The sequence below is a fragment of the Duganella hordei genome, from assembly GCF_040369125.1.
Taxonomy (GTDB): Bacteria; Pseudomonadota; Gammaproteobacteria; order Burkholderiales; family Burkholderiaceae_D; genus Rugamonas; species Rugamonas hordei.
This window is the reverse complement of the sequence record NZ_BPWI01000002.1, coordinates 153,958-171,865: the sequence shown is the minus strand read 5'-3', so window position 1 is coordinate 171,865 and position 17,908 is coordinate 153,958. Positions and strand designations below refer to the sequence as shown.

General features: G+C 64.8%; 18 protein-coding genes. 9 read left to right on the top strand and 9 right to left on the bottom strand.

What is annotated here, in order from left to right; translation table 11 throughout:
- The first annotated feature begins 56 nt into the window (after positions 1-56).
- Positions 57-611: a suppressor of fused domain protein gene (locus tag ABWW33_RS04955; RefSeq protein ID WP_353399574.1), complete on the top strand. Its 555-nt coding sequence runs from the start codon at positions 57-59 to the stop codon at positions 609-611.
- 17 nt (positions 612-628) lie between these two features.
- Complete coding sequence (locus ABWW33_RS04950; RefSeq protein ID WP_176654740.1) at positions 629-1,183, top strand: cob(I)yrinic acid a,c-diamide adenosyltransferase; 555 nt, start codon at positions 629-631, stop codon at positions 1,181-1,183.
- Here ABWW33_RS04950 and ABWW33_RS04945 read toward each other — a convergent pair.
- Together ABWW33_RS04945 and ABWW33_RS04940 are read right to left on the bottom strand one after the other, a co-directional pair.
- Positions 1,180-1,929 carry a M48 family metalloprotease gene (locus tag ABWW33_RS04945; RefSeq protein WP_353399570.1) on the bottom strand — a complete coding sequence of 250 codons (750 nt, stop codon included), beginning with the start codon at positions 1,927-1,929 and terminating at the stop codon, positions 1,180-1,182. The genes ABWW33_RS04950 and ABWW33_RS04945 overlap by 4 nt on opposite strands.
- A gap of 69 nt (positions 1,930-1,998) precedes the next feature.
- On the bottom strand, positions 1,999-2,910 hold the full coding sequence (locus ABWW33_RS04940) for a LysR family transcriptional regulator (protein ID WP_353399567.1): 912 nt from the start codon (positions 2,908-2,910) through the stop codon (positions 1,999-2,001).
- Between the two features lie 103 nt (positions 2,911-3,013).
- Between ABWW33_RS04940 and ABWW33_RS04935 the strand changes: the two genes are divergently transcribed.
- Complete coding sequence (locus ABWW33_RS04935; RefSeq protein WP_353399564.1) at positions 3,014-4,234, top strand: SGNH/GDSL hydrolase family protein; 1,221 nt, start codon at positions 3,014-3,016, stop codon at positions 4,232-4,234.
- On the opposite strand, the gene dxs is transcribed toward ABWW33_RS04935, so the two are convergent.
- From dxs to ABWW33_RS04920, 3 genes are read right to left on the bottom strand one after another with little or no spacing between them, the layout of a single operon-like run.
- A complete protein-coding gene (dxs, locus tag ABWW33_RS04930; protein WP_176654743.1) occupies positions 4,221-6,092 on the bottom strand; it encodes a 1-deoxy-D-xylulose-5-phosphate synthase in 1,872 nt (623 codons plus the stop codon). The genes ABWW33_RS04935 and dxs overlap by 14 nt on opposite strands.
- The gene (locus ABWW33_RS04925) at positions 6,093-6,983 is read right to left on the bottom strand and encodes a polyprenyl synthetase family protein (protein WP_176654744.1); all 891 of its coding nucleotides are present in this window, start codon (positions 6,981-6,983) and stop codon (positions 6,093-6,095) included.
- Positions 6,980-7,237, bottom strand: coding sequence for an exodeoxyribonuclease VII small subunit (locus ABWW33_RS04920; RefSeq protein ID WP_176654745.1), 258 nt, complete (start codon positions 7,235-7,237; stop codon positions 6,980-6,982). Before ABWW33_RS04920 ends, ABWW33_RS04925 begins: the two co-directional genes overlap by 4 nt.
- Before the next feature lie 323 nt (positions 7,238-7,560).
- Between ABWW33_RS04920 and ABWW33_RS04915 the strand changes: the two genes are divergently transcribed.
- Genes ABWW33_RS04915 through ABWW33_RS04905 form a run of 3 tightly spaced genes read left to right on the top strand, consistent with a single transcriptional unit; the run spans position 7,561 to position 10,454 of the window.
- On the top strand, positions 7,561-8,661 hold the full coding sequence (locus tag ABWW33_RS04915) for an aromatic ring-hydroxylating oxygenase subunit alpha (protein WP_176654746.1): 1,101 nt from the start codon (positions 7,561-7,563) through the stop codon (positions 8,659-8,661).
- Between the two features lie 8 nt (positions 8,662-8,669).
- On the top strand, positions 8,670-9,593 hold the full coding sequence (locus ABWW33_RS04910; protein ID WP_176654747.1) for a DMT family transporter: 924 nt from the start codon (positions 8,670-8,672) through the stop codon (positions 9,591-9,593).
- A gap of 9 nt (positions 9,594-9,602) precedes the next feature.
- Positions 9,603-10,454 (top strand): sulfurtransferase, encoded by an 852-nt coding sequence (locus ABWW33_RS04905; protein WP_353399558.1) that lies wholly within the window; start codon positions 9,603-9,605, stop codon positions 10,452-10,454.
- A 116-nt stretch (positions 10,455-10,570) separates the two neighbouring features.
- Here ABWW33_RS04905 and ABWW33_RS04900 read toward each other — a convergent pair whose 3' ends face one another.
- The 4 genes from ABWW33_RS04900 to polA all read right to left on the bottom strand — a co-directional run bounded on the left by ABWW33_RS04900 (position 10,571) and on the right by polA (position 15,475).
- The gene (locus ABWW33_RS04900) at positions 10,571-10,852 is read right to left on the bottom strand and encodes a hypothetical protein (protein ID WP_353399555.1); all 282 of its coding nucleotides are present in this window, start codon (positions 10,850-10,852) and stop codon (positions 10,571-10,573) included.
- A 61-nt stretch (positions 10,853-10,913) separates the two neighbouring features.
- Positions 10,914-11,615 (bottom strand): ZIP family metal transporter, encoded by a 702-nt coding sequence (locus tag ABWW33_RS04895; RefSeq protein ID WP_176654749.1) that lies wholly within the window; start codon positions 11,613-11,615, stop codon positions 10,914-10,916.
- Positions 11,616-11,786: 171 nt separating this feature from the next.
- Positions 11,787-12,671, bottom strand: coding sequence for a dienelactone hydrolase family protein (locus tag ABWW33_RS04890; protein WP_353399552.1), 885 nt, complete (start codon positions 12,669-12,671; stop codon positions 11,787-11,789).
- Positions 12,672-12,706: 35 nt separating this feature from the next.
- Positions 12,707-15,475: a DNA polymerase I gene (gene polA / locus ABWW33_RS04885; protein WP_353399549.1), complete on the bottom strand. Its 2,769-nt coding sequence runs from the start codon at positions 15,473-15,475 to the stop codon at positions 12,707-12,709.
- A gap of 232 nt (positions 15,476-15,707) precedes the next feature.
- Here polA and ABWW33_RS04880 point away from each other — a divergent pair, with 232 nt between their 5' ends.
- The 3 genes from ABWW33_RS04880 to ABWW33_RS04870 are packed head-to-tail and all read left to right on the top strand — an operon-like array spanning position 15,708 to position 17,908.
- Positions 15,708-16,112: a hypothetical protein gene (locus ABWW33_RS04880; RefSeq protein WP_176654752.1), complete on the top strand. Its 405-nt coding sequence runs from the start codon at positions 15,708-15,710 to the stop codon at positions 16,110-16,112.
- A gap of 60 nt (positions 16,113-16,172) precedes the next feature.
- Positions 16,173-17,132 (top strand): homoserine kinase, encoded by a 960-nt coding sequence (locus ABWW33_RS04875; protein WP_176654753.1) that lies wholly within the window; start codon positions 16,173-16,175, stop codon positions 17,130-17,132.
- Entirely contained in the window at positions 17,129-17,908 is a 780-nt protein-coding gene (locus ABWW33_RS04870) for a BPSS1780 family membrane protein (RefSeq protein WP_353399546.1), read from the top strand. Before ABWW33_RS04875 ends, ABWW33_RS04870 begins: the two co-directional genes overlap by 4 nt.

Below are 17,908 nucleotides of genomic sequence, written 5' to 3'. Positions count from 1 at the left end.
GCCGCCTTGGCGTATGCTTCGAACCCATCAGACAATCAGCTTATTCGGAGCGGCAGATGGCATACAATTTTGAGCAGGCTTGGCTACTGGCGCTGGAAGAGCGTTTTGGCGTGACGGCGCAGATCGCCGAAGTGGCGCTGGCAAACCGTCCGCGCATGCTGGTCTATTATTTCCCGGATTTCCCGGCGCAGGGCATGCTGACGGCGGTGACGGCCGGGCTGTCCAACGCCAACCACCCGAGCTGGGTCAACGGCCGGCCGGAACTGAGCTTCACGCTGAAAACCACCGACAGCGGCTGGGGCAGCGCGGCCGCCTACATCGCGCAGTCATTCTACGGCGACAGCCCGTTCCACTACCAGGCTTCGTTCAAGCTCGACGCGCCGATGTCCAAGGACAGCGCGATGAACGCCTGCTTCGTCTACAAGCCGCAGTTCATGAGCGACGAGCAGATCACCTTCGAGCTGCCCGACCGCACCATCCACCTGGCCGGCCTGTTTCCGATGTACGATGAGGAAGTCAGCATGTACGAAACCGTCGGCCTGCTGGAGTTCTGGAACACCCCGGGCTTCGATTGCTACGACCCGCGCCGCGCCAGCCTGGCGGCCAAATAACTACTGAGGAATCAAACATGGGCAACCGACTCTCCAAAATCGCCACCCGCACCGGCGACGGCGGCACCACCGGTCTGGGCGACGGCAGCCGCACCGACAAGGACAGCGTGCGTATCCACTCGATCGGCGAGGTGGACGAACTCAATTCGCACATCGGCCTGCTACTGTGCGAAGACATGCCGGCCGACCTGCGCGAAGAGCTGGTGACGATCCAGCACGACCTGTTCGACCTGGGCGGCGAGTTGTGCATCCCCGGCTACCAGATGATCACCGAGGCGCACGTCGAGCGCCTGGACACGCTGCTGGCCAAGTACAACGCCACCTTGCCGGCGCTGACGGAATTCATCCTGCCGGCCGGCTCGCGCGCGGCCTCGCAGGCGCACGTGTGCCGCACCGTGTGCCGCCGCGCCGAACGCGCCATCGTCACGCTGGGCAAGACCGAGACCATCCACGAGCATCCGCGCCAGTATGTGAACCGCCTGTCGGATCTGATGTTTGTGCTGTCGCGCGTGTTGAACCGCTACGCCGGCGGCAGCGACGTGCTGTGGCAGCACGAGCGCAAGCGCGGCTAGGGCTTGAACAACTGCTCCATCCCCTTCGCCATGCTGAGGCGCGAGGCGCTGGCCGGATAAGCGCCGGCCACCAGCGCCGCCTGGTCGCCCATGGCCAGCTTGCGATAGAAGCTGACCATCTCGCCGGCCGGCCAGCCGGCGCGATGCGCCAGCACCATGCCCAGTTGATCGGCCTCGGATTCCTGCAGGCTTGAAAGTTTGGACAGCCGTATCTGCAGCGACAGGTCGCTGTCCAGGCGCTCCATCACCACCTCCAGCGGCGGCATCGGCTGACGGTTCAGGAATAGCGCTTCCGACAAGGTTTCTCGATGATGCTCGGCCACCGCGTGGGCGACTTCGTGTCCCAGTAACGTGGCCAGCTCGCCGTCGCTCAGCGCCAGCTGGCGCACGAAGGCGCTGCCGACCAGGATCTTGCCGCCCGCCATGCAGATGGCGTCGACTTCCGGATCGCTGGTGGTATGGAACTCCCACTGCCATGCCGCCGCTTCCGGCTTGAGCGCCACGGCGGCCCGTATCAAGCCGGCGCCTATGGTCTGCAAGCGCGCCAGCAAGGCGCGGTCGTCGTCCAGGCGCCCGGAAGCCGCCAGTTCGACCACGCGATCGATATAACGGTCCTCCACCTTGCTGGCCACCTCCTCGGCGCTGAAAATCAGCTCCTGCGCCCGGCCTGATTCCGGCACCTGCGCACCGGCGCCGGCGTGCGCCAAACATGCGGCCATCAAGCCGACGACGATCAGTTTCATCATGCCTCCCCGGCGCGATCTGATATAAACGGTTTATATCAATATACGCCATGCTCCGCCGGGGACAAGGACTTACGTCAATTGTGTTGCGTAACCGGGAAGGTGAGCGATCTCAGCCGCAAGATGGTCGAGCAGCAGGCGCGCGCGCAGCGGCTGGTAGCGGCGCGACGGCGACAGCAGATGTAGCGGCTGAGGCCGCCCTTGCCATTCCGGCAGCACGCGCACCAGCGTGCCGCTGCCGAGCAGGTCTTGCACCAGCCACAGCGGGCACAAGCCGATGCCGCCGCCGGCCGCCAGGCTTTCGCGGATCGCCAGTGCGCTGTTGACGCGGTAACGGCCGTGCGTGTGGACGGTTTCCACTTGTTCGCCGCGCTGCAGCGTGAGCAGATCGCCGTCGGCCAGCCAGGCGAAACGGATGTAGTCGAAGCGCGCCAGATCCCGCGGCTGCAGCGGTTCGCCATGCGCGCGCAGGTACTCTGGCGCCGCCACCAGTTGCCGCGGCGACACCCCGGCCAGCCGCGCCACCGCGTCGGGCGGCAGCTCATGCCCTTGGCGCACGGCAATGTCGACGCCATCCTTGACCAGGTCGACCATGCGGTCGTCGAGTATCAGCTCGATCTCGACCTGCGGGTAGCGCGCCATGAACGGCGCCAGCAAGGCGTTCAGGCGGAACTGCCCGAACGCGGATGGCGCGTTGACCCGCACCAGCCCCGCCGGCGTGTCGGTCTGGCCGCGCGCATCGGCCACCGCTTCCTGGTATGCGGCCAGCACGCCCAGCGCGCGCTGGTAGAAACGGCTGCCCTGCGGCGTCGGCTGCAGGCTGGTGGTGCTGCGTTCCAGCAGGCGCACGCCCAGCTCGCGTTCCAGCGCGGCCATCAGCTTGCTGACGGTGGGCTGGCTTGTGCCCTCCTCCCGCGCCACGGCAGACAAACTGCCCAGCTCGACGGCCCGCACAAAACAACGCAGTGAACGGATGGTATCCATGACGCCCTCATTCCATATTTGAATAAAGTATAGTCAGTTTTGCCGCCTTCCGCGTAATTCAGGAATGACCTATCGTGGGCTCCTCACTTTTCAGGAGCGCATCATGAACAAATTCCTCGCCGCTGCCGTGCTGGCGGCATCACTCACCGCGCCGCTGCATGCGGCGGAAAACTGGGTCGCCAGCTGGCAGGCCAGCCCGCACGCCGCCTGGCGCAGCGGAGATTTCGTGCTGCCGACCGGCATCCCCGACAGCCTGGCGCAGCAAACCGTGCGCGAAACGGCGCGCATCAGCGTGGGCGGCCGGCGCGTGCGCATCGTGCTGTCCAATCGCTACGGCAGCCAGCCGCTGGTGGTCGGCGAGGCGCATGTGGCGCGCGCCGCCGGGGCGGACGGCGGCATCGCGCCGGGTACCGATCAGGTGCTGACCTTCGGCGGCCAACGCGGCACCGTCATTCCCGCAGGCGCGCCCGCAGTCAGCGACGCGCTGGAGATGCCATTGGCGGCATTGGAAAAACTGGCCGTCAGCGTCTACCTGCCGCAGAAAACGCCGCTGGCCACCTTCCATTGGGGCGCGCAGCAGACCGGCCATATCGCCGCCGGCAACGTCGCCTCAGCCGCCGCACTGCCCAGTGCGACGCCGCTGCACGGCCGCGCCCTGCTGGCGGGGATCTGGGTCGATGCGGAGATGCCTGCGCGCGCGGTGGTCGCATTCGGCGACTCCATCACCGACGGCAATGGCTCGACGCCCGACAGTGACCGGCGCTGGCCCGACCAACTCGCCGGGCACCTCGGCGCCGGCGGCGTGGCGGTGGTCAATGCAGGCATCTCCGGCGCGCGCCTGCTGGGCGACCGCATGGGTGCCAATGCGGCCGCGCGCTTCGAGCAGGACGTGCTGGCGCAGCCGGGCGTGCGTACGGCGGTGGTGCTGATGGGGATAAACGATATCGGCTGGCCGCAAAGCGCGTTCGCGCCGCAGGAGGCGCCGATGACGGCGGCGCGCATGATCGCCGCCTACCGGCAGCTGATCGCGCAGGCGCACGCGCGCGGCGTGCGCATCGTCGGCGGCACGCTGCTGCCGTTCGAAGGTGCGCTGCAAGGCACGCCCTTCGACGCCTACTACACGTCCGCCAAGGACGCGGTGCGCGGCGAGGTCAATCGCTGGATCAGGGAAAGCGGGGAGTTTGACGAGGTGGCCGATTTCGACGCGCTGCTGCGCGACCCGGACCACCCGTCGCGCATGCAGCCGCGCTACGACAGCGGCGACCACCTGCATCCCGGCGATGCCGGATATGCGGCGATCGCCCGCAGCATCAGCCGTTATTGACGACCAGGCGCGGCTCGCCGCCTGCAAAGCGCTGTTTGATCGAGGCGGTGATGCCGGCTGCGTCCAGGCCCACGCTGCTCAGCAGCTTGGCCGGGTCGCCGTGGTCGATGAACTTGTCCGGCAGGCCCAGCATCAGCAGCGGCTTGACGATGCCTTCGGCGGCCATCGCCTCGGCAACCGCCGAACCGGCGCCGCCCATGATGGAGCCCTCTTCCACCGTCACCAGGTAATCATGTTCGGCCGCCAGCTTCTTGACCAGCTCGACATCCAGCGGCTTGACGAAGCGCATGTTGGCGACCGTCGCGTCCAGCGCATCGCCGGCGGCGACCGACGGTGCGACCATCGAGCCGAACGCCAGGATCGCGATCTTCTGGCCCTTGCGCTTGATTTCGCCCTTGCCGATTTCCAGCGTGGTCAGCTCTGGCTTGATCGCCGCGCCGATGCCGGCGCCGCGCGGATAGCGGATCGCCGCCGGACCGTTGTACTGGTAGCCGGTGGTCAGCATCTGGCGGCATTCGTTTTCGTCCGACGCCGCCATCACCACCATGTTCGGGATGCAGCGCAGATAGGCCATGTCGTAGTTGCCGGCGTGGGTGGCGCCGTCGGCGCCGACCAGGCCCGCGCGGTCCAGCGCGAACGTCACGTCCAGGTTTTGCAGCGCCACGTCGTGGATCAGCTGGTCGTAGCCGCGCTGCAGGAAGGTGGAGTAGATCGCCACCACCGGCTTCAGGTTCTCGCAGGCCAGGCCGGCGCCGAAGGTCACCGCGTGCTGCTCGGCGATGCCGACGTCGAAGTAGCGGTCCGGATATTCCTGCTCGAAGCGCACCATGCCCGAACCTTCGCGCATCGCCGGCGTGATGCCGACCAGCTTCTTGTCGGCGGCGGCCATGTCGCACAGCCAGTTGCCGAATACTTCGGTGTAGGTGATCTTGCCCGGCGCGGCGGCCGGCTTGATGCCCTCGGCCGGATTGAATTTCGGCGTGCCGTGGTACAGGATAGGCTCGGCCTCGGCCAGCTTGTAGCCCTGCCCCTTTTTGGTCACCACGTGCAGGAACTGCGGCCCCTTGAGCTGCTTGATGTTCTGCAGCGTGGGGATCAGCGATTCCAGGTCGTGGCCGTCGATGGGGCCGATGTAGTTGAAGCCGAACTCCTCGAACATCGTGGCCGGAACCACCATGCCCTTCGCGTGTTCTTCCAGCCGCTTGGCCAGTTCCAGCACGGGGCCGGGCAGCACCGACTTGCCGACGTTCTTGGCGGCGGCGTAGAACTGTCCCGACATCAGGCGCGCCAGATAGCGGTTCAAGGCGCCGACCGGCGGCGAGATCGACATGTCGTTGTCGTTCAGGATCACCAGCAGGTTCAGGTCTTCCTGCACGCCGGCGTTGTTCAGCGCCTCAAACGCCATGCCGGCGGTCATCGAGCCGTCGCCGATGACGGCGATGGCGTGGCGGTGCTCGCCCTTGATCTTGGCCGCCTGCGCCATGCCCAGCGCCGCCGAGATCGAGGTCGACGAGTGGGCCGTGCCGAAGGTGTCGTATTCGCTTTCGTCGCGCTTGGGGAAGCCGGAGATGCCGTTCAGCTGGCGCAAGGTGTGCATGCGGTCGCGGCGGCCGGTCAGGATCTTGTGCGAATAGGTCTGGTGGCCGACGTCCCAGACGATGCGGTCGTGCGGCGTGTTGAACACGTAGTGCAGCGCCACCGTCAGCTCGACGGTGCCGAGGTTGGACGACAGGTGGCCGCCGGTCTTCGACACGGAATCGAGCAGGTAGCTGCGCAGTTCGTGCGCCAGCGGCGTCAGCTGGGTGCGCGTCAGCTTGCGCACGTCGGCTGGGGTATGTATGTTTTCGAGCAAGTTCATTTATGCCTTCCGCTGCACGATCAAATCCGCGAGTTCGCGTAACCGCAGAGCTTTTTCTCCAAACGGCGCGAGCGCTGCGTGCGCGTCGAGCCGCAATTTTTCCGCCAGCGCGCGCGACGGCTCCAGACCCAGGATCGAGACGTAGGTCGGCTTGTTGTCGGCGGCGTCCTTGCCGGCGGTCTTGCCCAATGTGGCCGAATCGGCCGTCGCGTCGAGCACGTCGTCCACCACCTGGAACGCCAGGCCGATGGCGCGCGCATACACGTTCAGCGCGGCGAGTTCATTGTCGTCCAAATCCTTGCCGGCCAGCGCGCCCAACACCACCGCAGCGCGCAGCAAGGCGCCCGTCTTCAGCTGATGCATCTGCTCCAGCTGCTCCAAGGTCAGGCTGAGGCCGACGCTGTCCAGGTCGATCGCCTGGCCGCCGCACATGCCGGCCGAGCCGGAGGCGTGCGCCAGCAGGCGCAGCATCGCCACCTGGCGCGCGGCGGGAACGCTGGCCGCTTCCGACAGCACCAGGAAGGCCTGCGATTGCAGCGCATCGCCGACCAGCAGCGCGGTCGCCTCGTCGTAAGCCACGTGCACCGTCGGCTTGCCGCGGCGCAGTTCGTCGTCGTCCATGCAAGGCATGTCGTCGTGCACCAGCGAGTAGGCGTGGATCATTTCGACCGCCGCCGCCGCGCGGCTCAGCGTGGCCGCGTCGGCGCCGAACAGCGCGCCGGCCGCATACACCAGCAGCGGTCGCACGCGCTTGCCGCCGCCCAGCAGCGCATAGCGCATGGCCGCGTGCAGCTTGGTCGGCACCGCCGTGGCGGTAGGCAGAAAACCGGATAAATCGTTTTCGGATGCCGCCTGGACGGTCTTCATCCAATCGTCGAAGGCGCCGCTCATTGTTCGGCCTCGCCGGCTTCCGCGAACGGCTTGAGCATGTCGCCGTCCAGTACCTTGACCTGGGATTCCACTTTTTCCAGCTGGGCGGCGCAGAACTTCACCAGCTCGGAACCGCGCGCATAGGCGGCCACCGAGGCTTCCAGCGGCAGCTGTCCTGCCTCCATTTGCGCAACCAGCTGGGCCAGCTCCGCCATCGCTTCTTCGAACGAGACGGGGACGGCGGCGGTCGCGTCGGCAGTTAATTTCTTAGACATAGTCACTCAGGTTTCAAGGCAAAAACACGTGCCAGCGCAGTGTAGCCCGTTATTTTAGAACAAACCACCTCATCCGGTGGAACTATAGCCTCCCGCTGGCGGGGCAATCCATGGATTTTATCGCAATCGTCGCCATATGCCGTACCAGCATGCAATTTTCACAAGATTTTGCACGAAAAACGAGCACAGCAGTCCGCTGGAGAGGGGTAAAAGGCGGTATAATCTCCGGTTCTGTCCGAAATACCATTTTCAACAACTTTGAATTCAGGTCTTTACGGATTCTGTCTCTTCTTGGTTTGATGTATATATTAAGGGGGGTTGGGATGTCCGATCTGGGTACCCACGCCAAGCTGGCGCGTCCACACGCGCAACTTCCGGTTGACGTCTACTTTGACGAAGCGCTACTGCAGCGTGAAATGCAGCAATTATTCCAGTCCGGTCCGCGCTACGTCGGGCACGAACTGATGGTGCCGAACGTCGGCGACTTCGCGACCCTCGTTTCCGAAAACGAAGGGCGTATGCTGGTGCGCAACGCAAACGGGCTGGAGCTGCTGTCCAACGTCTGCCGCCACCGCCAGGCGCTGATGTTCAACGGCCGTGGCAACGCCAACAACATCGTCTGCCCGCTGCACCGCTGGACCTACGACCTCAAGGGCGAACTGATCGGCGCACCGCACTTCCCGGAAACGCCCTGCCTGAACCTGCCGAAGACCAGGCTGCAAAGCTGGAACGGCCTGCTGTTCGAGCAGAACGGCTACAACGTCATGGAAAAGCTCAATGAGCTGTCGGTGACCAGGGACCTGGATTTCTCCGGCTATATGTTCGACCACGTCGAAGTGCAGACCTGCAATTACAACTGGAAGACCTTCATTGAAGTCTACCTGGAGGACTACCACGTCGAGCCCTTCCATCCGGGCCTCGGCGGCTTCGTCAGCTGCGACGACCTGCGCTGGGAATTCGGCCAGGACTACAGCGTGCAGACGGTGGGCGTCAACCGCGGCCTGCAGAAATCCGGCTCGGAGATCTACAAGCGCTGGCAGGAGCAGGTGCTCAAGTTCCGTGGCGGCGAACCGCCGCCGTACGGCGCGATCTGGCTGACCTTGTATCCGAACATCATGGTCGAATGGTATCCGCACGTGCTGATCGTCTCGACCCTGTGGCCGGACGGCCCGCAGCGCACCAAGAACGTGGTCGAGTTCTACTACCCCGAGGAGATCGTGCTGTTCGAGCGCGAGTTCATCGAGGCCGAGCGCGCGGCCTACATGGAAACCTGCGCCGAGGACGACGAGATCGCCCTGCGCATGGATGCCGGCCGCAAGATCCTGATGCAGCGCGGCACCAGCGACGCCGGCCCCTACCAGTCGCCGATGGAAGACGGCATGCAGCACTTCCACGAGTGGTATCGAGCCAATATCGACTTATAGGATTTTCGATGCAATCACTTTGGATGTTGTTTGCCAGTTTCATGTTCGCCGCGATGGGGGTGTGCGTGAAGCTGGCCTCGCAAGAGTTTTCAACCTCCGAACTGGTTGTGTATCGCGGAATAGTCGGCATCATCGTGCTGGCCGTCGCGATCCGCGCCCAAGGCGGGTCGTTCCGCACCACCATGCCGTATGCCCACCTGTGGCGCGGCGTGGTCGGCGTGGTGTCGCTGTGGCTGTGGTTCTATTCGATCGGCAAGCTGCCGCTGGCCACCGCCATGACGCTCAACTACATGGCGCCGATCTGGATCGCCGTCTGGCTGTTCGCGATGGGTTGGTGGCATGCCAAGAACCAGGTCAGGTGGCCGCTGCTGGCGGCGGTGGCGATGAGCTTTGTCGGCGTCACCCTGCTGCTGCAGCCGGCCTTCCAGGCCAACCTGCTGGCTCCCGCCCTGCTGGCGCTGTCTTCCAGCGTGCTGTCGGCGATGGCCTATCTGCAGGTGCGCAAGCTGGGCCTGGCCGGCGAGCCGGAGAACCGCGTGGTGTTCTATTTCGCCATCATGAACCTGGTCGCCGGTGTCGCCGGCAACTACGTGTTCGCCGGCGCCGGCGGCGCCGTGTGGCACTCGATCGCCAGCGTGCACGGCGCCTTGCTGATGCTGGGCATCGGCATTTGCGCCACCAGCGCGCAGATCGCCATGACGCGCGCCTATCGCCTCGGCAACACGCTGGTGGTGGCCAACCTGCAATACACCGGCATCGTGTTTTCCAGCGTGTGGGGCGTGCTGGTGTTCGGCGACGTGTTCAGCTGGCACAGCTGGCTGGGCATCTCCATCATCCTGCTGTCCGGCGTGGCCGCAACGTTCTACAATACGCGCAACACCGAACGCGGTAAGGCGATAGCCAGTACCGACCCGATAGCCAGCGAAGTATAAGGAGCACGCATGCACACCACCCTGATCAGCGCCGCCGACCTGTCCCAGCATCTGACCGATGACAACTGGGTGATCCTCGATTGCCGCCACGACTTGATGAATCCGAACGCGGGCCGCGACGGCTTTGCCATCGGCCACATCCAGGGTGCGCAGTTCGCCAACCTCGATACCGACCTGGCGGGCGCCAAGACCGGCCCGGACGGCAAGTTCCGCGGCCGCCATCCGCTGCCGGCGCGCTCCGCGCTGATCGAGACGCTGCGCGGCTGGGGCATCAGCGACGATACGCAAGTGGTGGCCTACGACGCGCACGGCGGCATGTTCGCCGCGCGCCTGTGGTGGCTGTTGCGCTGGGTCGGCCATCCGGCGGTGGCGGTGCTGGACGGCGGCCTGGCCGCGTGGCAGTCGCAGGGGCTGGGCATGGTGACGCTGGCCCAGCGCCGCACGCCGGGCACCATCAGCGACAAGCCGTCGCTGGTGAAGACGGTGTCGGTGGACGAGGTGGTGGCCAATCTGGCCACGCAGGAACGCACGGTGGTCGACGCGCGCGCGGCCGACCGCTATCGCGGCGAGAACGAGACCATCGATCCGGTCGGCGGCCATATTCCGGGCGCCAAGAACCGCTTCTTCAAGGATAACCTGGGCGCCGACGGCCGCTTCAAGGACGCCGCGCAGCTGAAAGAGGAATTCGCCCCGCTGTTCGCCAGCGCGCCGCAAGCGATCATGCAATGCGGCTCGGGCGCGACGGCCTGCCACAACCTGCTGGCCCTGGAAGTAGCCGGCCTGCCCGGCGCCGCGCTGTATCCCGGCTCCTGGAGCGAATGGTGCGCCGATCCCGCCCGCCCGGTGGCGACCGGAGCCTAAAGTACTTTTACGCGGACCTGCCGAACCCCCCGCGTCACGGTTATACCGCCCTTTCCCAAGCGGTATTCAATCGCGTGACCAGTCTTGGGAATAGGAAATCGGCGCCAACCGGCAGTCTACCCGGCGCGCCGCTTCCGCTTTGCATGACGGTCCAATAAACTTCTTATATGCGCCATTACTTCTTCGTTAGGAATGGTCATGCCCGCTGCGATTTCAGCCTCCGCCTCCAGATCCGCCTGAATGCCCTCTTCGACGTCATCGAAGCCGTAGAGCCAGACATCAGGCCACAGGTACTCGGCGGTCACTTCGGCCAACTCCGCCAAGCGTTCAAGACGGGCACGGTCGGCGGTGGAGAGGGCCGCTAGCGCTTCAGCTTGCTTTTTTTGTCTGGAGTTCATCCAGCTATGATACTCCCGGCCGCGCCCGTGGCAAGCGCGCGGGATTGAGCGGCCACAAGCCTTAGTGGCCGTGCGTCAGGAACAGGACGATGGCGACGCCGGCGGCGATCAGCAGCACTTGCGGCACTGATTCGCGCATCGTCGCGCGGCGCTGCATTTGCGGCATCAGGTCGCTGACGGCGATGTAGATGAAGCCCGACGACGCGAACACCAGCACGTACGGTATCAGGCTGCTGGCGCGGTCCAGCGTGTAGTAGCCGAGCAGCCCGCCGACGATCGCCATCAGGCTGCACAGCAGATTGTAGACATAGGCGCGCGTGCGCGAAAAGCCGGCGTTCAGCAGCACGATGAAGTCGCCGATCTCCTGCGGAATCTCGTGGGCGATGATGGCCAGCCCCGTCACCAGGCCCAGTTCCGGATTGGCCAGGAAGGCCGCCGCGATCAGGATGCCGTCGGTGAAGTTGTGCATGCCGTCGCCGACCAGAATCATCCAGCCGGCCTTGCCCGCCTCGTGCTTGTCGTGGCCGTGATGGTGGTGGTGGCCGTCGCCCTCGTGATGGTGCGAATGGCGCAGGATCGCCAGCTTCTCCAGCAGGAAGAACGCCAGCAGCCCACCCAGCAGCGTGGCGAACAGGCTGCGCGCGCTGGCCTGCGACTCGAACGCCTCCGGCAAGGCGTGCAGCAGCGACGTCGACAACATGATGCCCACCGACAGGCTGACCATACGCTCCACCACCTTCGACAGCAGCGTAAACGAGAACACGGCGGCAGCACTGATGCTGACGACGCCGGCGACCGTGGTGGCCAGTAATATGGAGATAAGGACAGGATCGATGTTATAGCCTCTGGTAGCGGGAGCCGTGCCGCTGCGAGCGAGCCGGGGCGTTATTTTACCGCCCAGCCCGGTTTTATGCTTACTTTGGCTAAAATTTGATCAGGACACGCCGTTTTGCTTGAACCAGGCCAGCGTGCGGCCCCAGCCATCCTTGGCGTCCGCCTCGACGTAGCTCGGACGATAATCCGCATTGAACGCATGGCCGGAGTTCGGATAGATGACGAAGGTCGACTTGTTCGGCCCCTTGGCCAGCGCGGCCTTCATCACCGTGATCGATTCCTGGGTGATGCCGGTGTCCTTCAAGCCGTACAGGCCCAGCACCGGCACCGTCAGAGTGCCAGCGATATCGACCGGATGCCTGGGAAAGTTGGCGTTGGTCTCCCCGATCAGCCGGCCATACCAGGCCACGCCGGCCTTCAGCGACGGATTGTGCGCGGCATACAGCCAGGTGATGCGGCCGCCCCAGCAGAAGCCGGTGATGGCGATCTTGTCCGGATTGCCGCCGTTGGCCTTGGCCCAGGCCACCACCGCGTCGAGGTCGGTCATCACTTGCGCGTCCGGCGTCTTGGAGATGATGTCGCGCTGCAGGTCGGCGATCGAGGCCACCTTCTGCGGATCGCCCTGGCGCACGAACAGGTCCGGCGCCAGCGCCAGGTAGCCCAGCTTGGCGAAGCGGCGTGCGACGTCGGCGATGTGCTCGTGCACGCCGAAGATTTCCGAGATCACCAGCACCACCGGCAGGTTGCCCTTGCCTTCCGGCTGGGCGCGGTACACCGGCACGGTCTGGCCGTTGACGGTGATGGTGATGGTGCCGGCGGTCAGGCCGACGGTATCGGTGTGGATGACGTTCTGCGCCACCACCGGCATCGCGGCGGCGGCGAAGCCGGTGCCCAGCGCCACCTTCAGGAAGTCGCGGCGGTCGACGCCGTCCGACAGGCTGGTTTTGGCCAGCAAACTCTCTGCATCACGTTTCAAATCATCCATCCGATTCCTCCTTGATTAGTGTGCGGAAGCACAACTTAATGTGCTTCATCCCAGTTCTTACCAACGCCAACCTCTGCGATCAGCGGCACCTTCAACTCAGCCACGCCGGCCATCAGTTCCGGCAGCTTTTGCTTGACCAGCTCCAGCTCGGCATCCGGCACTTCTAGCACCAGTTCATCGTGCACCTGCATGATCATCTTGGTCTGCAGCTTGTCTTTTTCCAGCCAGTCCTGCACCGCCACCATGGCCAGCTTGATCAGGTCGGCCGCCGTGCCCTGCATCGGCGCGTTGATCGCCGCGCGTTCGGCGCCCTGGCGGCGCGGGCCGTTCGGCGAATTGATCTCCGGCAGCCACAGGCGGCGGCCGAACACCGTCTCCACGTAGCCGCGCGCCTTCGCCTGCAGGCGCGTGTCGTCCATGTACTGCTTGACGCCCGAGAAGCGCGCGAAATAGCGGTCGATATAGCTTTGCGCGGCGCCGCGCTCGATGCCCAGGTTGCCGGCCAGGCCGAACGCGCTCATGCCGTAGATCAGGCCGAAGTTGATCACCTTGGCGTAGCGGCGCTGCTCGCTGGTCACCTCTTCCGGCCCCACGCCGAAGATCTCGGCGGCGGTGGCGCGGTGGATGTCCACGCCTTCGGCGAAGGCGCGCAGCATGTTCTCGTCTTCCGAGATGTGCGCCATGATGCGCAGTTCGATCTGCGAATAGTCAGCCGACACGATATGGCTGCCCGGCGGCGCGATGAACGCCTCGCGGATGCGGCGGCCTTCCTTGGTGCGGATGGGGATGTTCTGCAGGTTCGGGTCGTTGGAGGCCAGGCGTCCCGTCACCGCCACCGCCTGCGCGTAGTTGGTGTGCACGCGGCCGGTCTCCTGATTGATACCCTTCGGCAGCTTGTCGGTGTAGGTCGACTTCAGCTTGGACAGGCTGCGGTATTCCAGCAGCACTTTCGGCAGCGGGTAATCCTCGGCCAGCTTTTGCAGCACTTCCTCGTCGGTGGACGGCGCGCCGCTCGGGGTCTTCTTCACCACCGGCAGCTTCAGCTTCTCGAAGAAGATCTCGCCGATCTGCTTCGGCGAGCCGAGGTTGAACGGCTGCTCGGCCAGCTCATGCGCCTTGGCTTCCAGCTCGACGATGCGCGCACCCAGCTCGGCCGATTGAATGTTCAGCAGCTCGGCGTCGATATGCACGCCGTTGCGTTCTATCTTCTGCAGCACCACGGCGGTCGGCAGTTCGATATTGCGGTAGATGTAGGCCAGCTTGGCGTCGTTTTCCACCTCGCCTATCATCGCCAGGTGCAGGCGCAGCGTGATGTCAGCGTCTTCCGCCGCGTAGTCGGTGGCGCGGCCGATTTCCACCTTGTCGAAGGTGATCATGCTGGCGCCCTTGCCGCAGACGTCAGAGAACGGGATCGTCGTGTGGTTCAGGTGGCGCAGCGCCAGGCTGTCCATGTCGTGCGTGCGGTGCGATTCGAACACATAGGATTCGAGCAGCGTGTCGTGATGGATGCCCTGCAGCTTGACGCCGTGGTTGGCGAAGATGTGGCTGTCGTATTTCAGGTTCTGGCCGACCTTGAGCTTGCTCTCGTCTTCCAGCCACGGCTTGAGTTTTTCCAGCACGTGCTCGCGCGACAGCTGCTCCGGCACGCCCTGGTAGGAGTGCGCCACCGGAATGTAGCAGGCCACGCCCGGCTCCACCGACAGCGAGATGCCGACCATCTGCGCCGTCATCGGCTCCAGCGACGTGGTCTCGGTATCGACGGCGGTCAGCTTGGCCGCGCCGATCAGGGCGATCCACTTGTCGAGCTGCTCGTCGGTCAGCACGGTTTCGTAGTTGGTGGCGACTTTCGGCGCCTCGCCAAACATGTCCAGGTTGGCGGAAACGGCGCCGCCGGCCGCAGGTTCGGCACCAGCTGCGGCCTTGCCTACCGGCGCCTGCGGCGTCGTCGCGCCCAGCTCGCGCAGCAGTGTCTTGAAGCCGTACTTGCTGAAGAAGGCCAGCAGCGTTTCCTGGTCCTCGCCGCGCGCCACCAGCGATTCGCTGATCGACATCATGTGGCCCGACAGGTCGCAGTCCAGCTTGACGGTGATCAGCTCGCGGCCCTTGGGCAGCCATTCCAGCGCGCTGCGCAAGTTCTCGCCGACCGCGCCGCTGATCTTTTCCGCGTTGGCGATCACGCCGTCCAGCGAGTCATAGGCGGTCAGCCACTTGAGCGCCGTCTTCGGCCCGCACTTGGACACGCCCGGCACGTTGTCGACGGTATCGCCGATCAGGGTCAGGTAATCGATGATGCGGTTGGGCGGCACGCCGAACTTGGCCAGCACGCCCGCCTCGTCCATCTTCTCGTTGGTCATGGTGTTGATCAGCATGACTTGCGGATTGACCAGCTGCGCCAGGTCCTTGTCGCCGGTCGACACCACCACGTTCATGCCGGCCTTGGCGGCCTGCACCGACAAGGTGCCGATGACGTCGTCCGCCTCCACGCCGTCGACCATCAGGATGGGCCAGCCCATGGCCTTGACCGCCTCGTGGATGGGCTCGATCTGCAGGCGCAGGTCGTCCGGCATCGAGGCGCGGGTGGCCTTGTATTCCGGATACATATCGTCGCGGAAGGTCTTGCCCTTGGCGTCGAACACGCAGGCGATGTAGGCGGCGGGATAGTCGGCGCGCAGGCGGCGCAGCATGTTGACCATGCCGTGCATGGCGCCGGTCGGATGGCCGTCGGGGCTGCGCAGGTCGGGCAGCGCATGGAAGGCACGGTACAGGTAGCTGGAACCGTCAACTAACAACAGGGTATTTTGCATAGGGACTAGATAAGGGTGAGGTGCGCCGTCAACAATGGCGGCTTTGCCACGAATGGCGCATTATCGCAGGTTTTCGGCGCCGTCCGGCAGGCGTCAGAGTTTCAATAATGACAATTTCGTGTTGCGCAAACCAGGAGCTTACGCCTTTTAAAACAGCGAAGCGTGTCAGTTTGTTACAATGGATCATACATAAAAATTCCATGGCTATTCACACCCTCTAAGGCGATCCATCATGATGCGCACCTCCACCCTCCTGCCGGCCCTGCTGCTGACTCTGGTCACCCACGCGGCGTTGGCGCAGTCCACTCCCAGCCAGGCGCCGCCGAAACTGGAAAAGATAGAGGAAGTGGCGGACGACCCGATCACGGTCACGGCCAAGCAGACCCAGGAACACCAGATCTCCGAGAAGCGCGACAACAGCGGCAACGTCGTCGAAGCCACCGTCAAAAGCGGTCCGAGCACGTACAAACTGAAGCCGAACCACCCAGCCGGCACGGCCCTGCCCGGCGACGCCTTGGGCGGCGCCAACCGCGGCGCGCAATGGACGGTGATGGAGTTCGACATCGGCAAGAAGAAGAAAAAGACCACGGAAGAAGACGGTTCGGCGGACACCGCCGCGCCGCCAGCCGTGAAATAAAACAATAACGCAGGCGCCCGCCATGGCGGGCATCCTCAGCTAACCTCATCAGATTTTCACATGGCAGTGTTTACCCCGGTCTCCCTGGACGATATCGCCCAGTGGATCAAGCAATTCCCCCTCGGCTCGGCGTTGGCGCTCAAAGGCATCAGCTCCGGCATCGAAAACAGCAATTTCTTCCTGACGACGGAGCGCGGCGAGTTCGTGCTGACGATCTTCGAGAACCTGTCCTTCGAACAATTGCCGTTCTATCTCAAGCTGATGCACCACCTGGCCGACCGCGGCGTGCTGGTGCCGGCGCCGGTCGCCAACGACCAGGGCGAGCTGATCGTCGCCCTGCACGGCAAGCCGGCGTCCATCGTCAGCAAGCTCGAGGGCAGTTCGCAAATGGATCCGCAGCCGGTGCATTGCGCCGCAGTCGGCGCCATGCTGGCGCGCATGCATATCGCCGGCCTGGACTACGAACTGCAGCAACCCAACCTGCGCGGCCTGGACTGGTGGAACGAAACCACGCCGCAAGTGCTGCCCTTCCTGTCGGACAGCAATGCCCACCTGCTGAAGGCCGAGATGCATTTCCAGGAAGCCTTTGCCGGCTGCCACACCTACCGCCAGTTGCAGGTGGGTCCGGTGCATGCCGACCTGTTCCGCAACAACGTCATGTTCGACGGCGAACGCCTGACCGGCTTCTTTGATTTCTATTTCGCCGGCTGCGACACCTGGCTGTTCGACGTCGCCGTCACCGTCAACGACTGGTGCATAGCCCTCGACACCGGCGTGCTCGACACGGCCCGCGTGCGCGCCCTGCTGGACGCCTACCACGCCGTGCGGCCGTTCACCGACGCCGAGCAAACCGCGTGGCAGCCGATGCTGCGCGCGGCGGCGCTGCGCTTCTGGCTGTCGCGCCTGTACGACTTCCACCTGCCGCGCGAGGCCGAGATGCTGACGCCGCACGATCCGACCCACTTCGAGCGCATCCTGCGCGAACGCATCGCTACGCCGGCGCCGGGGCTGCGCGGATGAGCAAGCTTCCCGCACGCGCAGGCTGGCACTGGGTCAAACAAGGCATGCAGGTATTCCGCAGGCAGCCGGGCGCGCTGATGGCGCTGTTCTTCTGCTGCATGTTCCTGTCGCTGTTTTCGCTGCTGATCCCGCTGATCGGCGGCATGGCGCCCATCCTGCTGGCGCCGATGTTCAGCGTGGCGCTGCTGCAGGCCTGCGCCGACATCGACGACGGCAAGCGCGCCATGCCCAACCTGGTGCTCAGCGGTTTCCGCAAGCCGGCGCGCCGGCCGCTGCTGGGCCTGGGGGTGCTGTACCTGCTGGTGATGCTGCTGTCGCTGACGGTGCTGAGCCTGATGGACGGCGGCGTGCTGGTGCAGATGGCCACCCGCCAGATCGAGATGGACCAGAAGCTGCTGGAGGATTCGCGCAGCGCGCTGTTCGTGTCGTCCGGCGTCTACATGGCCGGCTGGATGCTGACCTGCCTGGCCGCGCCGCTGATCTACTGGCAGAAAATGACGCTGGCCAAGGCGCTGTTCTTCAGCGTGGTCACCGTGTGCCGCGACATCAAGGCCTTCCTCGCGGTGGCGATCGTGCTGTTCCTGATGTTCCAGGTCTGCACCGCGATCCCGGTGCTGCTGTTCGACTCGCCGCAGCTGGAAGTGGCCTCCATCTTCACCATCTTCCTGATGATGATCGTGCTGATGCACTGCACGCTGTATGCCAGCTACCGCCAGATCTTCGGTGCGCCGCCGCAGGCCGAAGCCGCGGCGGTCAAGCTGGACCAGCAAGATTAA